The organism is Corynebacterium zhongnanshanii (assembly GCF_014490575.1).
Lineage (GTDB): Bacteria > Actinomycetota > Actinomycetes > Mycobacteriales > Mycobacteriaceae > Corynebacterium > Corynebacterium zhongnanshanii.
This window is the reverse complement of record NZ_CP061033.1, coordinates 1-16,120: the sequence shown is the minus strand read 5'-3', so window position 1 is coordinate 16,120 and position 16,120 is coordinate 1. Positions and strand designations below refer to the sequence as shown.

At 60.2% G+C, this 16,120-nt stretch carries 11 protein-coding genes; all 11 read right to left on the bottom strand.

What is annotated here, in order from left to right; all coding sequences use genetic code 11:
• Positions 1-150 precede the first annotated feature (150 nt).
• Positions 151-2,682, bottom strand: coding sequence for a DNA gyrase subunit A (gene gyrA / locus IAU67_RS00055; RefSeq protein WP_151842811.1), 2,532 nt, complete (start codon positions 2,680-2,682; stop codon positions 151-153).
• A gap of 149 nt (positions 2,683-2,831) precedes the next feature.
• A complete protein-coding gene (locus IAU67_RS00050) occupies positions 2,832-3,659 on the bottom strand; it encodes an ABC transporter ATP-binding protein (protein ID WP_151842812.1) in 828 nt (275 codons plus the stop codon).
• Positions 3,660-3,661: 2 nt separating this feature from the next.
• Positions 3,662-4,771: a taurine ABC transporter substrate-binding protein gene (locus IAU67_RS00045; RefSeq protein ID WP_151842813.1), complete on the bottom strand. Its 1,110-nt coding sequence runs from the start codon at positions 4,769-4,771 to the stop codon at positions 3,662-3,664.
• Positions 4,772-4,782: 11 nt separating this feature from the next.
• The gene (locus tag IAU67_RS00040) at positions 4,783-5,541 is read right to left on the bottom strand and encodes an ABC transporter permease (protein ID WP_225723568.1); all 759 of its coding nucleotides are present in this window, start codon (positions 5,539-5,541) and stop codon (positions 4,783-4,785) included.
• Positions 5,542-5,696: 155 nt separating this feature from the next.
• Positions 5,697-6,959, bottom strand: coding sequence for an LLM class flavin-dependent oxidoreductase (locus IAU67_RS00035; RefSeq protein ID WP_151842814.1), 1,263 nt, complete (start codon positions 6,957-6,959; stop codon positions 5,697-5,699).
• 68 nt (positions 6,960-7,027) lie between these two features.
• Positions 7,028-7,999: an alpha/beta fold hydrolase gene (locus tag IAU67_RS00030; RefSeq protein WP_225723569.1), complete on the bottom strand. Its 972-nt coding sequence runs from the start codon at positions 7,997-7,999 to the stop codon at positions 7,028-7,030.
• A gap of 61 nt (positions 8,000-8,060) precedes the next feature.
• Positions 8,061-10,082 (bottom strand): DNA topoisomerase (ATP-hydrolyzing) subunit B, encoded by a 2,022-nt coding sequence (gene gyrB, locus IAU67_RS00025; protein ID WP_151842815.1) that lies wholly within the window; start codon positions 10,080-10,082, stop codon positions 8,061-8,063.
• A gap of 49 nt (positions 10,083-10,131) precedes the next feature.
• Positions 10,132-10,764, bottom strand: a complete 633-nt coding sequence (locus tag IAU67_RS00020; RefSeq protein WP_151842816.1) for a DciA family protein — start codon at positions 10,762-10,764, stop codon at positions 10,132-10,134.
• Between the two features lie 53 nt (positions 10,765-10,817).
• The gene (gene recF / locus IAU67_RS00015; protein ID WP_151842817.1) at positions 10,818-12,020 is read right to left on the bottom strand and encodes a DNA replication/repair protein RecF; all 1,203 of its coding nucleotides are present in this window, start codon (positions 12,018-12,020) and stop codon (positions 10,818-10,820) included.
• Between the two features lie 48 nt (positions 12,021-12,068).
• A complete protein-coding gene (gene dnaN / locus IAU67_RS00010; RefSeq protein ID WP_151842818.1) occupies positions 12,069-13,253 on the bottom strand; it encodes a DNA polymerase III subunit beta in 1,185 nt (394 codons plus the stop codon).
• A 722-nt stretch (positions 13,254-13,975) separates the two neighbouring features.
• Complete coding sequence (dnaA, locus tag IAU67_RS00005) at positions 13,976-15,742, bottom strand: chromosomal replication initiator protein DnaA (protein WP_151842819.1); 1,767 nt, start codon at positions 15,740-15,742, stop codon at positions 13,976-13,978.
• Between the last annotated feature and the right edge of the window lie 378 nt (positions 15,743-16,120).

Sequence of the window (16,120 nt, the reverse complement as noted above, 5' to 3'; positions counted from 1 at the left end):
CTCCTTGGGTTGTGCCGGCCTCGCTCACACCCCTAGTTAATCAGAATGCGAAAAAGCCCGGCCATAAGCCGGGCCATTCGCATCACAACCGTTACCGTGAAGCACGTCAGGCTCAAGACCTGCCACCCTCACGGCATCCGGCCGAGAGACCTAGAGCAGCTTGTCCTGCCCAGATTGCGCCTCAAGGCCCTTCTCGGACACCACAGCCGCGGTCTCCTCAGCCTCGTCTTCCACGTTGCGGTCCACCGCTACCAACTCAACATCCTTGCCCAGATCCACCAGGCGCACACCCATCGTCGCACGGGATGTGGAGCGAATCTGCTTCACCTCGGTACGGATCACTCCTCCAGCGGAGGTCATAGCCAGGATCTCATCATCCTCGGACACGGTCAGCGCGCCGATCAGCTTGCCGCGCTTGGCGTCGTATTTAAACGTCACCACGCCCAAGCCGCCACGGCCCTTCGACGGGTATTCGGACATCGGCGTGCGTTTTCCGTAACCGCCGGACGTCGCCACGAACAGGCTGGAATCCTCAGCCACAACGGTCAGGGCCAGCAGCTGGTCGTCCTCGCGGAAGCGCATACCCTTCACGCCGGCGGTCGCGCGGCCCATCGGGCGCAACGTCTCATCATCGGCGGTGAAACGCATCGCCTGGCCCTCTTCAGAGACCAGCAGCAGGTCATCCTCCGCCGTGCACAGCTGCGCACCCACCAGGCAATCGCCCTCGTTCAGGTTAATGGCGATCAGGCCGCCAGAACGCGCGGTGTCATAGTCCGTCAGGCGGGACTTCTTCACCCGGCCCTGCGCGGTCGCCAGCACCAGGTACGGAGCGTCCTCGTAGGACTGAATCTGGATAACCTGGGCGATCTGCTCGCCCGGCTGGAACTCCAGCAAATTTGCCACGTGCTGGCCGCGGGCCGTGCGGGATGCCTCCGGCAGTTCGAAGGCCTTCAGGCGGTACACGCGGCCGAAGTTTGTGAAGAACATGATGATGTCGTGCGTGGAGCAGACGAAGAAGTGGCGAACCACATCGTCCTGCTTCAGCTCAGCACCGCGCACGCCCTTGCCGCCACGACGCTGGGACTTGTAGCTATCCACCTTGGTGCGCTTCGCGTAGCCGGTGGAGGTGATGGTCACCACCACGTTCTCGCGGGCGATCAGGTCCTCTTCAGACACATCGCCCGTCGCGGCGATGATCTTCGTGCGGCGCTCATCGCCGTACTTCTCCACGATCTCCGCCAGCTCATCGTGGATGATGGTGCGCTGACGCTCGGGGGACGCAAGGATGTCCTTCAGGTCAGCGATTTCCTCTTCGATCTCCGCCAGCTCGTCAATGATTTTCTGGCGTTCCAGGGCGGCCAGGCGTCGGAGCTGCATGGCCAGGATGGCATCAGCCTGGATATCGTCGATATCCAGCAGGTCCTTCAGTCCCTCGCGGGCGATGTCCACGGTCTGGGAGCGGCGGATCAGGGCGATGACCTCATCCAGGGCGTCCAGGGCCTTGACCAAACCACGCAGGATGTGGGCGCGTTCCTCGGCGCGATCCAGGCGGAACTGGGTACGGCGCACAATTACGTCAATCTGGTGATCCACGTACAGTCGCAGCATCTGGTCCAGACGCAGCGTGCGCGGCACGCCGTCCACGATGGACAGCATGTTGGAGCCGAAGGATGTCTGCAGCTGCGAGTGCTTGTACAGGTTGTTCAGCACCACGCGCGGCACGGCATCGCGCTTCAGGCGGATGACGATGCGCATACCCACGCGGTCGGAGGACTCGTCATCGATCTTGGCGATGCCGGCCAGCTTGCCGTCGCGCACCTGCTCCGCGATGTTCAGCACAAGGTTGTCCGGGTTGACCTGGTACGGCAATTCCGTGATGACGATCATCTGACGGTTGCCTTCTTCTTCGATCTCCGTCACACCACGCATGCGGATGGAGCCGCGGCCGGTGCGGTAGGTATCTTCGATGCCCTTATCACCAACGATCAGGCCGGCGGTCGGGAAATCTGGGCCCTTCACGCGGGCCATGCAGGCTTCCAGAGCGTCCGCGTCTTCGGCCTCGGGGTTGTCCAGCAGCCAGAAGATGGCTTCGGCAAGCTCGTTCAGGTTGTGCGGCGGGATGTTCGTGGCCATGCCCACGGCGATACCGCCGGAGCCGTTCATCAGCAGGTTCGGCACGCGGGACGGCAGCACGGTGGGTTCCGAGGTCTTACCGTCGTAGTTGGGCTGGAACTCTACGGTGTTTTCGCGGATATCGCGCACCATTTCCAGCGCCAGCGGGGTCAGGCGGCACTCGGTGTAACGCATGGCGGCGGCGCCGTCGTTACCGCGGGAACCGAAGTTGCCCTGGCCGTCGACCATCGGATAGCGCATGGCCCATGGCTGGGCGAGGCGAACGAGAGTGTCGTAGATGGCGGAGTCGCCGTGTGGGTGATAGTTACCCATCGTGTCCGCGACGGGCTTGGCGGACTTCACGTAGGAGCGATCGGGACGGTAGCCATTGTCATACATCGCGTACAAGATGCGACGGTGCACCGGCTTCAGACCATCGCGCACTTCAGGAAGAGCACGGCCCACGATCACGCTCATGGCGTAATCGATATAGCTGTTCTGCATTTCCTCTTGCAGATCGATCGGTTTGATCCTGTCAAAAGTCTCGCCGTCGTTGGTTACGTCACTCACGTGCGTAGGGCCTTTCTGTTGACGTATTTAACTCAGCCATTCTACCAAAGATTTAGCTTTTCACAGTTAACTAGAGTGGCTGACGGAGACGCCGGGTAGGCCGATGTTTCACGTGAAACGTTGTTGCGCAACGAAGATATCCGACGCCGCTACTGACTCACCAAACCGTGCGCATCGACGATGGCTTCCTTCAGCGCATGCCGCAGGTCTACCAACACAGGATCGCTGGCATGCTCGCGCAGGATTGCCTGCAGCTTCTGGCGGTCAGCCACCACGTCCTCAGAGATCTTCGTGGCACGCACGGACTCCGGAACCTCAATCTCCCGGATCACGCGTCCCGGATTCGGCGCCATCACCACAACCCGATCGGCCAGCAGCAGTGCCTCCTCCACGGAGTGCGTCACAAACACAATCGTTGGCCGGTAGCGATTCCAGGCGCGCAACAGTTCGGCGTGAAGCTGCTCGCGGGTGAAAGGGTCCAGCGCACCGAAGGGCTCGTCCATCAACACAACCTCCGGGCTCGTGGCCAACACGCGTGCGATCTGCGCGCGCTGCTGCATTCCTCCGGACAGTTCGTGGGGATAGCGCGTGCGCGCGGCAGACAAGCCCACAATGTCGATGAGCTGCGCGGCCGCTTCCTTAATAGCGCGACCTTCGTCCGCACCGCGGACCGTAGCGGCGAATTCCACATTCGCCTCCACGTCCAGCCAGGGAAAGAGCGTGGGTTGCTGAAACACCACTCCCCTATCAGTCCCGGGCCCGGTGATGTCCTCACCGTGCTTGTCATAGACCGCGCCAGACGTCGGCTTTTCAAAGCCCGCAATGAGCTTGAGCAGCGTTGATTTACCACAACCACTAGGACCCACCACAGCCAGGATTTGTCCTTCGGGGACGTTCAAAGAAATGTCGTCAATGGCCTGAACGGGATGCCCTTTATCCGAGTCAAAAACCTTGGATACATTAACAACGTGAACCATGATTACCTCTTATCATCGGACTTTTGGTCGGCAGACTTTTTAGCAAACGTGTCCCGATAAAACGGCCATTGCGTAGTTGCATCCACGTATTTCTTTTCCTCGTGCGCGCCGGATACCTCCGACTGTTGGGACAAGAAATCCGCCGTGTCGTACAACGCATGTCCCAAAGATTCCAATTCCTCAGGCTGCCTATTGCCAGGGATATATTCCTGACCGGTGACTTGCCTTTGGCCGTCTTCCACCTTCATGCCGGACTGGATAGAGACGGCCTCCACGTAGCCGGGATCGGCGTCGGCGGCTTTGGTGGTCACGTAATCCTGAAGCTTCAGCCACGTGTCCAGCACGCCGGCGTGTTTCTCAGCCCATGGGCGGGACACCATCGTCACGTTAAAGGTCGGCGCACCCAACTTCGCCACATCCTCCGAGGTCAGGACCACGTGTCCGCCGTGCTCCTTCAAGGTCTGCAGGGTAGGGTCCCATACATACGCGGCCTCGATATCCGGCGAGGACCACGCTGCGGGCAGCTTATCCGGCGAGATATTCGTGATCGTCACATCCCGCGACGGGTCCAATCCGGCATCCTCCAGAGCCTTCAGAAGGCTGTAGTGCGAGGTGGAAGAAAATGGCACCGCTATTTTCTTTCCCTTCAGGTCCTTAATGGACTTTGCGTTTTTCGCCACCAGCGCCTCCGTGCTACCAACAATGGTATTCACACGCGGCACAAGTACGTCCAAATCCAACGGGCTACTCAATGCCTTTGCCGCAGGAGTTGATCCGAGTCCACCCACATCAACCGATTGAGCCGCAAATCCCTGCACAATATCCTGACCCGTGGGATAACGCGCCCACTGCACATCCACATTCGGCAAGCAGGCATCCAAATATCCCTGGTCATACACGTAAAGATCCTGCAAAGGCGAACCCAAATAGGCGATCCTCAACGTTGCTGAATCCTCATTAACGTGTACCGGACATTCCGACGCCGAGGCTTTCGGCGTTGCCGGCCCACCCACACAAGCAGCCTGGGTAAACACAGTGCCTGCGGCAACCATCGTCGCCAGAGATACCTTCCAGGCGGCTGGTTTTGTCGAGGTGTTCTTCGCGTGATTCATGATGAGTCTCTTTACTTGCCCACCCACGGGGTGCAGCGTCGCTCGAGGCGGATGAGTAATTGGTCAATAATAAGGGCCGTAATACCGATGACAATGATGCAGGCAATGGTGAGCGCCGTATCCAGCTGAGTTCCCGAGATATACGCCAGGCCACCAATGCCGGGGATACCGTCGTTCAATTCAGCAGCGACGATGGCGGACCACGCCAAGCCAGTACCGATGCGGATGCTGGTGATGATGTGTGGCAACGCCGCCGGGATGGTCACTCTGCGCAGAATCTGCAGGGAGTTGGCACCCAACGTTTTGGCGGCACGGATCCAGTCTTGCTTGACGGACAGCACTCCGGCCAGCGTGCCCACAGCCACCGTGGGGAACACCGCGGCGAAGAGCAAGACCACCTTGGAGACGTCCCCGATGCCGAACCACACGATCAGCAGGCCGATGTATCCGAGGGGAGGCAGAGCGCGCAGGAAGCCCAGGTAAGGTTCCACCACCGCGCGTGCATTAGCGGAGATACCCAGTAGCCATCCCAGTAGAACACCCACGATGGTTCCCGCGCCCACGCCCACGCCGATGCGTTGCAGCGTGGCGAGCAGGTGCTGCCACAGGTAATAGTCTTGAGCACCACAGCGCACGCGGCCCGTCTCGGACGTGGTGCACTGGTTGGTCACGATGAGCTGGTGAAACACATCAATTGGCGAGGGCAGGACCGTGGGGTTGATGTTCCCAAAGCGGGTGATGGCCCACCATGCCAGCAGGAACACCAGCACACTGCCGATTTGAAGGACACGCCTGTGCGTCGTCAGTGTTAACAATCGCTGACGGGCACTGGGCGGGGCTTGGTCTGTGATCTCACGTCTCATATACGACTGGCTATGACTATTCTCAGCCCGGCGCGTGTCCGGCAAGGCTTGGGTAGTCATTCCTATACTCCTGCGGATGCTGGTTCTGGCTCAGAGTCAGGCGTGGAGTCTGCCCCTGCGTTCGACGCAGTATCAAACACAAACGGAGTGCGTCCTGCGTCCTCCTTCTCCGCCGCATCGACGTCTGGATCCTTGTGGTTCTTGACGCTCAAGCCCCGGTTCTGCAGCGCGGGAACCAAGCCCTCGCCCACGTGCCAAGCCTCTTCCAGGTGTGGGTAGCCGGACAAGACGAAGTGGTTAATGCCAGCATCCTTGTACTCGTTGAGACGCTCCGCCACCTGGTCATAGCTTCCGACCAGCGCCGTTCCGGCACCGCCGCGGATCAAGCCCACGCCCGTCCACAGGTTCGGGGCGATTTCCAGATCCCTAGCGTCCGTGCCGCGCGTGAAGGCCTTGCCCTTCTTGTGCAATTCTGATTGACGACGCTGACCTTCGCTCTGGCTTTTCGCCAAGCCTGCCTGAATCCGTTCCACCAATTCCGGATCGATCTCATCAAGGAGGCGCTGAGCTTCCGCCCAGGCTTCCTCTTCCGTAGGACGTGCGATGACGTGCACGCGCAGTCCGTATTCCAGGGTGCGGCCGTAGGCGGCGGCGCGCTCGGCAACGTGGTCGATCTTGGCCTTCACGTCCTCGGGCTGCTCACCCCAGGTCAGGTAGACCTCGGCCTGTTGCGCGGCAACCTCAATTCCCGGGGCCGAGGATCCACCGAAGTAGATCTGCGGCACTACGTTGGGCCGCTTCGCAAGCTGTGCGTTTTCTACCTTTTCGTATTTGCCTTCCGTGGTGACCGGCTCGGACTGGGTCCACAGCTTTTGGGCCAGCTCCAGGGATTCATTGGCGCGCTCGTAGCGCTCCTCCTTGGTGGTGAAGTCGCCGTAGGCGCGCTGCTCGTGGTCCTCGCCACCCACAACCACGTTGAGGTTCAAGCGACCGTCGGACAAGTCCTGAAGGCTCTGGGTCTGCTGCGCCAGCAGCGGGGTGGAGATAAGACCCGGACGGTAGGCCACCAGGAACTTCAGGCGGGTGGTGCGGGCAATGAGGGCAGCGGCGGTAGTCCATCCCTCACCGCACCACAGGCCAGTGGGAACCAGGACGGACTCGAAGCCGTTGGACTCAGCCGAGAGAGCTAATTGGGTGAGGTAGTGAAGGTTTGTCTCTCGCTGACCGAAGGAAAACCCGGAGCCATGTCCGCCGTCTTCGATGGAGCGGGAGTCTCCGTAGGTGGGAAGGAACCAGTGCAAAGTGATGTCATGTGTTGAAGTCATGCCCCAAAGTAGACCACTTAGTCTATATCTGGCACCAGTGTTCAATTCATCATGAAAATAAGTACACGCTAGCCGCGCACAAATGCCTCAAAACGATCACTAATCCGCTGTGGCTCACGAGCCCACCGGTTATGACCCAACGTCTCCGGCAACTCCTCCACCTCGACAACCCCTGACGGCAGCGATTTCGCCAGGTTACGGCACGATTCCAGGGTGCAGTCGGCGTCGTTACTAAAACGAGTCAACAGGACAGGGACGGAAATGCCCAGCTTCGCCGCTTCATAATCCAGGTCCTGATCCTCCAACTTGTGGAGGCGGTTGGTGTGAACGTAACGATGCCACTCGCTAAAGTGCGCGCCCGATTGGCGGCCGTAGCCTGCCAGGTCCAGGCGGCCGGCGGGCTGGTAGCCGAAGATCTTCACCATCAGCCACATCCAGGACGTGCCCCAGCGCAGTCGCGCCGCGGCCTTGCCCTCGAAGCCGCGCCAGTGGGGGCTGCCGGCGCCCACACCCATCATGCCGCGCACGCCCAGGGTGGTCGCTTCCTCGCGACCCAGGAATAGGCTTGCCACCTGGCCGCCCATGGAGTGGCACAGCAGGTAGGTGGGGTGGTCCTCTGGCAGGTTGAAGTGCTTCTTTGCTGCACGGATGGTCTCCGGGAAGTCCCCGGAGGCCATGTGGTGGTATCCGAAACGGTGCTTCTTGCTGGCCTCCGCAGTGGAGGAGCCTTGGCCGTGCAGCTCCCCAGTCACCACGGGGAAACCGCGGCTGGCGAGCTCTCGGGCGATGGGGTCGTAGTAGCGCGCGCCCACGCCCCAGCCGGGCCAGATGACTACGAGCGGTCGGGAATTTTCATCAGTGGACGCGGAGGACTTCTGGTTCAGCGGGCTAAAGAGGCGAAGCGTGGAGGTGGACTCATCCCACATGGTCAGTGGGAGCTGTTCCATCGTCACGGTGCTAGCCGCCGTTCTATCAGTGCTAGCCGCCGCATCGCTGGCGTTCTTGTCTTCTGGGTTATGTATAGGGCTATCAGCAGTCACTCTTGATATTGTGCCCTACGCGTACGCCCTCCGCTGTAAAAACAGCGAAGGACGTCAGTGCTTACACGTCCAGGAAGCGCACATCGCGGGCGTTGCGCGTGATGAAGCTACGGCGAGCAACAACATCATCACCCATCAAAATGCTGAAGAGCTCATCAGCGGCAGCCGCATCTTCCAAGGTCACCAGGCGCAGGGTACGCACGCTGGGGTCCATGGTGGTTTCCCACAGCTCCTTGGCGTTCATCTCGCCCAGGCCCTTGTAGCGCTGGATTCCGTCGTCCTTGTTGATCTTGCGACCAGCAGCCAGGCCTTCTTCCAACTGAGCATCGCGCTCGCGGTCGGAGAAGGCAAAACCTGGCTCTCCCTTGCTCCACTTCAGCTTGTAGAGCGGTGGCTGTGCCAGGTACACGTAGCCTTCTTCCACGAGTGGGCGCATGAAGCGGAACAGCAAGGTCAGCAGCAGGGTGGCGATGTGCTGACCGTCCACGTCGGCGTCGGCCATCAGCACAATCTTGTGGTAGCGCAGCTTCTTGATGTCGAACTCGTCGTGAATGCCGGTGCCCAGTGCGGTGATGATGGCCTGGACCTCGTTGTTCTTCAGCACCTTGTCCATGCGCGCCTTCTCCACGTTCAGGATCTTTCCGCGCAGCGGCAGGATCGCCTGGTACATGGAGTCACGTCCGGACTTAGCGGAACCACCTGCAGAGTCACCCTCCACAATGTAAAGCTCGGACAGCTTCGGATCCTTCGAGCGGCAGTCGGCCAGCTTTCCGGGCAGTCCACCCAGGTCGGACGCAGACTTGCGGCGCACCATATCGCGGGCCTTGCGCGCGGCATCGCGAGCGTGCGCAGAGGCCACGGCCTTCGTGATGATCGCCTTCGCTTCAGCCGGGTTAGCATCCAGCCAGTCGGACAGGTGCTCGTTGACCGCGCGCTGCACGAAGCCCTTCACTTCGGTGTTGCCCAGCTTCGTCTTTGTCTGACCCTCGAACTGTGGGTCTCCCACGCGCACGGAAATCACCGCGGCCAAACCTTCGCGAACATCGTCACCGGTTAAGTTGCTTTCCTTCTCCTTCAGCAACTTGTGCTCGCGGGCATAGCGGTTCATCAAGGAGGTCAGTGCTGCGCGGAAACCTTCCTCGTGCGTGCCGCCCTCAAACGTGTTGATGGTGTTGGCGAAGGTGTGCACGGACTGTGAGTAGCCGTTGTTCCACTGCAGAGCAACCTCTACCTCGTGATCCTCGCCTTTGGCTTCGAAGGAGATGATCGACGGATGGATCTGCGTCTTCTTGCGGTTGATGTGCTCCACATAGTCCTTCAGACCTTCTGGGTAGTGGAACGTCCGCGTGCGCGGGCCCTTCTTCTTCTCTTCCTCTTGGGCCTTTTCCTCAGCGGACTTCGGTGCCTCGGCATCCTCAGCCGCAGCATCCAGAAGATCCTTCTCCGCAGCATCCTCGCGCAGGTCGGTGAGGTTGATGGTCAGTCCCTTGTTCAGGAACGCCATCTCCTGCAGGCGCTTCGCCACGGTATCGAAGTTAAAGACCGTGGTTTCAAAAATCTCCGCATCCGGCCAGAAGCGCTGCTTGGTTCCGGTGCCCTGGGCCTTCTTCACCTTCTGCAATTCCGCGGGCACGGCCATAGTGAACTCCTGGTGCCACAGGTAACCATCGCGCTTGATGTCGGTCTCCACACGGGTGGACAGGGCGTTCACCACGGAGATACCCACGCCGTGCAGACCACCGGAGACGGCATAAGAGTCCGAGTCGAACTTACCGCCAGCGTGCAGCTGCGTCATCACAACCTGCACGGTCGGCGGGCCGGACGGGTGGTTCTCCACGGGGATGCCGCGGCCGTTGTCCTCCACTTCCACGGAGCCATCCTTGTGCAGGGTGACAGAGACCGTGTCCGCGTAGCCTGCCATGGCTTCGTCCACGGAGTTATCGACGACCTCCCAGATCAGGTGATGCAAGCCACGCTCGCCGGTGGAGCCGATGTACATACCCGGACGCTTACGAACGGCCTCCAGGCCCTCCAGGATGGTGATCGACGACGCACCATAATTGCTCTTAGCTGCTTCAGCCACGTGGATTAACTCCTTGAAATTGCAATAGAAACTCCGCCTATTCTATCAGCTATCCAAAATCATCACGCGGACCACGGCCCTTCACACGCAGCTTCCCGTAACTGCGCATCCGGTTGTTCGGTCCCAGTATTTTCACCTCCGCCACAACGTCCGGCCCCACCTTCCGCGCGATCGATTGCAGCACCCGCGTCTGCATCAGCCGCAGGTTTGTAGCCCAGCTAGTGGAATCGCACTGCACCGTCAGCTGCATGGTCTTATCGTCATAGCGCGTGGGCGTGGTGTGCTGAGCCACCTGCTCCCCCACCAGCTCCGGCCATGCATTCATGATCTGCCCCACGGAGATCTTCTTGCTCCACCGCTGCTCACGCACCAGATTCGTCAGCAGATCCCCGGCCCGTGCAGGGTCGCGATACCGGGTATCCGCCCGCCCATCCAGCCGCGTGGGCCGCCGCCATACCTTGTTCTGCGTGGTCGTTGTTCTATTTTTTACCCCCGACGCCCAGCGTTCCCTCCTCCGCCTCGCGACCGAACTTTCACCGACATTACGTGCGCCCGCTGCGCGGATGGCACCCAGCGCCTCGGACACCAAGTCCCCGGGAAAGGGCTGTAACGCCTGGTCAGCCCGCTCAGAGGAGTGCGGTTCCTCGTGAGCTGGCTGGGCAGGTGTGTTCACGTCCGACATACTCCACAGTGTAGTCGGCACGTCCTACACACCCCGCGCTGCGCACCCCGCCCTCACTCCTCCGGAGACTCTGTGGACGCCTCCGGAGTCAGCGTAGAAATGCGCCCCTCCTCCGTCACCGCAGCCTCCACCGAATAGAAATGAGCGATACTGCGCAGGTCAGCGGGAATATCCTCGTCCACAGCCGCCGTAATCAACACCTGCTCCGCCCCATCTAACAGATGAACCAGCTGCTGCCGGCGCCCGGTGTCCAGCTCCGCAAACACATCATCCAAAATCACAATCGGCTCCGCCCCATCACCCTGCTGCATAAAAAACGCAGCAAGCCGCAAAGACAACGCAAAGGACCAGCTCTCACCATGGCTCGCATAGCCCTTCGCCGGCTGCGTGCCCAGCATCAACACCACATCATCCCGATGCGGACCCAACAGCGTGGTCCCCCGATCCAACTCCTGGGAACGCTTCGCCGCAAACCCCTCCAACAGCACGGCTTCCGCAATATCGGGAGACAGCAACGCCGGCTCCACATCAGGCTTCGATTCCCCCAAGTGCACTCCCACATCGTGAAGCTGGGCGTCGATGGTAGAGGAATACGCAAGATGCGCCGGGCGGGACTCGGGCGCCAAACGGTGATACGTTTCCTGCAGGTGAGGGGCGATATCGTGCACAATCTGCACACGCGCGGACATCAGCTGACCGCCCAACGCCGCCAGCTGCGCATCCCATACCTCCAGCGTAAAATTATCCGGCTCGGGGGACTTCAGCAGGGCGTTACGCTGACGCAGCACCTTGTCATACTCAGACTTCACGCCGGCCAGACGCGGGTAACGCGCCACCATAATCGTGTCCAAAAACGACCGACGCTGTTCCGGCTCACCCCGCACCAAGGCCAAATCCTCCGGCGAGAACAACGTAGTGCGCACAATCCCCAACAAATCGCGCTGCGAGGGCATCGCCGTCCGATTGATGTGCGCCTTGTTCGCCCCATGAGGCCGAATCGCCAGCGACGCCGTCAATTCCCGCCCGTCATTGACCGCCGTGGCGGAAACCTTCGCCACCGACGCCTGCTCTCGCACCAGAGCGGCATCCGAATTAATCCGGTGGGAACTCAAGTGCGCCAGGTAGCCCAAGGCCTCCACGATGTTGGTTTTCCCGTGGCCATTGGGGCCCGAAAACACGCTCACACCAGGGTGAAGCTCCAGGTCGAGCTGAGCCCAGGAACGAAAATCGGCGAGCTGAACACGGCGAACATACATCGGGCGTTAGCGTGCTTTCAGGCAGGGCACAAGGATCACAGCCGCACCTTAGCCTGGAAGGCGGACGGGCATCAGCAGGAAGGTGAAGTCCGTGTCCGGGGTCGCGAAGTTGCCTTCCTCATCCGCCTGCGGAAGCTCCGCCGGCTCGGGAACCATGATGGCAGGGCGCGACGGCAGCGTGAATCCGAAGAACACACGCGGCGTGGACATCACGCTCAACCCATCACGCAAGTACGTGGGGTTAAACGCGATGGACAGGGACTCGCCAGCAAACGCGCAGGGGAGAGTTTCCGTGGCGGTACCGACTTCGCCACCACCGGCGGACAAGACCACCTTGTCGGCGTCGAAATCCATCTTGATCTGGGAGTTTCGATCGGACATCAGCGCCACGCGGCGAATGGCTTCCAACAGTGGGCCGGACTCCACCGTGGCGATGGACTTGTGTGTGGTCGGCAGCAGAGGGCGGACCTGCGGGAACTTCGCATCCAGCAAGCGCGTGGTGGTTCGGCGCGTGTCTGTGGAAATGCCCAGTAGGCCGTCCTGGCCAATGTCCTCGCCCGAGCCCGCGGCGATTTCGATCGGGTCGGTGTAGTGAGGATCCAGCGAGCGGGCGGCGTCACTCAACGTCTTAGCAGGGATCAGCAACTCGGCCTGCGCGGAAGCATCAGCAGGGTTCCAGGTGAAGGTCCTCAGCGCCAAGCGGTAACGGTCCGTAGCAGCGGCGACTACCTGCTCGCCGTCGATTTCCAGGTGCACACCCGTCAGCATCGGAAGCGTGTCATCTTTGCCGGCGGCGATGGCAACCTGGCCCACCACCTCGCTGAACAGGTGTGGGTCGATCGTGCCGGTGACGCGTGGGATTTCCGGCAGCACCGGGTAGTCCTCGATGGTCATGGCTGGAAGCTCGAAGCGGGAGTTTCCGGAGGTCACCAGCACCTTCGTGCTGTTGTACTCCATGGTGATCGGCTTATCGGGCAACGATCCCACAATATCTGCGGCCAACTTACCGGCCACCAGGATGCGGCCAGGGACATCCACCTGGGCATTGATGCGAATCTTGTTGGAGGTCTCCCGGTCAAAGCCGGACAGCTCCAAGCCCTCATCGCTGGCCTCGATGAAGATGCCCTTCAAGACGGGTTGAGTTGGCTTCGCCGGCAGGGATCGGGCGATCCAGCTTAAAGCGGATGCCAAGTCATCTTTAGGAACGATGAACTTTACGTCGTTGGGCTCCATGTGACTGGTCTACTCCCTTGATGTGATGGTGCTTCTTTTTGCGTGCGTCGTGCGTTCGGTGGACCTGGGTCCGTCTGTGACTCGGTCGCGTGATGCACGTGTTACCCCGCCATTATTCCACACACCTCTTTCTGTTGTTTAAGGAGATTTATAGAACCAGTAGTTTCAGTAGGCGGTGTGGAATCTGTGGGAAACCCTTGTTTGTGCAGTGTAGCCGGGGCGGGCGCTTGTAGAAACACGGTGCACTTGCCTGTGGATAACTAGGGGTCCCTGTGGATAACTCAGTGGGGTGGGCAGTTATCCACAGGATAGGCACAAGACAGTGCGCATCTGAGGGGTAGTTATCCACAGATCGGACGGGGAATTACATTTCTGTCATGCACGTATCTGCCTGTGGAGGGCGGTGTTCGAGTGATATTCGATTGATGTTCACCCTCCAGTTAAATTACATGTTTGTAATTACACCTGTGGAAAACCCTGTGGAATTGTGGATAACTGTGGATAGGTGGGCAAACACTCAGGTCATCACGGTGTGAGTTATCCACAGTTTGCCTGTGGATAACTGTGCATAACTGTGGATAACTGTGGAAAAGTTGGGGTGTGTGGGGTGCGGGGCTGCCTCGAACAGGGGTTATGCGAGTGTGTGTTCGATAATCCTGTGCGGACCGTGGCGCCGCGCGGCGGCTGGCGACATTGCGCGTGCGTGGGTGCGGCCTCCCCGCCTACGCCCTCGCCCGAGACTTCACTCGCGTCAGCAACTCCTGCACCTGATCGAAGGTCTTCTTGTCCTCCGTGATGGATTCCCTGATGCGGCGCTCGGCGTACATCACCGTGGTGTGATCGCGTCCGCCGAAGGACGCCCCCAGCTTCGGCAGGGACAGCTCCGTCAATTCGCGGCAGAGGTACATCGCAATCTGGCGGGCGTACACCAGGTGCTTGGAGCGCCCCTTTCCCGTCAGCTCTTCCAAGGTCAGATCAAAGTACTCGGCCACGGCCTCAATCACCACCTGCGGATTCACCTCTACCTCGTCCGGCAGGATATCCTGAAGTGCAATTTTCGCGTTGGCCACGCTCATCTCCTGGTTTTCCAGGGAGCAGTAGGCGATGACGCGCGTCAGCGCACCTTCCAGCGCACGGATGGAGCGGTCGTAGCGCTCCGCGATCATGATCTTCACGTCTTCGGGAAGCATCATCTTTTCGTGCTTGGCCTTGTTAGTAAGGATGGCCATGCGTGTTTCCAGGTCTGGGCTGGTCACGTCGGTAATCAGCCCGCCTTCGAAGCGTGTGCGCAGGCGATCTTCCAGCGTGGTGAGGCGCATGGGCGGACGGTCGGAGCTCAACACAATCTGCTTACCAGCTTGGTGCAGTGCGTTGAAGGTGTGGAAGAACTCCTCCTGGGTGGACTCTTTGCCTTCCAGGAATTGGATGTCGTCCACGATCAGCATGTCGAGGCTGCGGTAGCGGCGCTTGAAGGCCTCGCGAGTGTCGTTGGCGATGCTGTTGATGAAGTCGTTGGTGAGCTCCTCGGTGGAGGTGTACATCACACGCATCTCGGGCCGCAGCTCCAGCGCGTAGTGCGCGATGGCGTGCAGCAGGTGCGTTTTGCCCAGTCCCGATTCGCCCCAGAGGAACAGCGGGTTGAATCCCTTGGCGGGCTGCTCAGCGACGGAGCGGCAGGCGGCTGCGGCGAATTGGTTGGAGGATCCCACCACGAAGCGCTCGAAGGTGTAGTCCGCGTTGAGCCGTGGATAGTTGGGATTCTTCTTAATCTGCTGGCCGTCTTCACCGAACACGGGCGTGCTGGACTTCGGCGCTGCAGGCTTGTGACCTGCTCGTTCTTGGTTTTTGGGCAGGGCAGACCAATCCAGTGCCTGCTGCTCGCCCCGCTGCGATTCCTCACTGGCGAGGCTAGGGAGGCCGAATAGTTGCGGGTCGTCGGAGGGGCCGTTGTGATTTTTCCCCCCGACGCCGGCCTGCCTCCCCCCAGCGCCCTCCCCCTGCAAGGCGGAGGTTGCGCCGGCTTCCTGCGCGTTCTGTGAGGACGGGGTGCGTCCTTGTCCGCTGTAGTCCTGCTCTTCGCGCTGGTGCTGGTGCTGTACGGAGGCGCTGTGTGTGCTGCGCTCGGTGTGTTCCGTGTTAGTGTCCGCGCTGTCGTGCTCGGTGCCGTGGGCGTCGGCGCTTCCTACCTCTTCTTCGGAGATCGCCATGATGACGTGCATCCCGAGTTTTTGGTCCAGGACGTCCCGAATCTGGGGGGCCAAAGTGCGTTCGATTTCTTCTTTGGCCCACCGAGTAGGGGCAGTGAACACTGCCACGGTGTTGACAAGTGCCAGCGCTTTAATTTGCCGGATGAGGCCGCGCTGTTTGGCCGAGAGCTTGGGATATCCGCTGGTAGAGCCGTCGTGGGGAGCATTGGTCCACTCTTGAACGATGGCAGTCCAGATGCTTGGGAAGTGCTGGTTCAGGTCAGCATGCTGGTCGTTGGACATGGCGCTCTTTCTTTTCAGGGGTTGTACACGGGATAGTACACAGGCAGTTTTTCGGGTTATCCTGCGTTTCCCCAGAGTTGTGCACAGCTGTGGATAACTGTTTTCCACAAGATACACCCAAAATACAGCCTTCCTGTGGATAACTCTAAAACCGCTGGTAAAAGGCTTTGACCTGCGGAGATTAAACCTAAAGTAACGGTTTAGGGTTCGGGGGTAGAAAAGTTATCCACAGGAGCAGTGAAGTTTTGCACAGTTCGTGGGGAAACTGTGCAGGACACTGCACAGGAACCGCAGATCACCGCACAGGATTCTGCCCGCTGGACAGATTTGGTCATCGGGGGTGTGCGGGCGTATCATTGAGCGGTCGATTGCAATTCC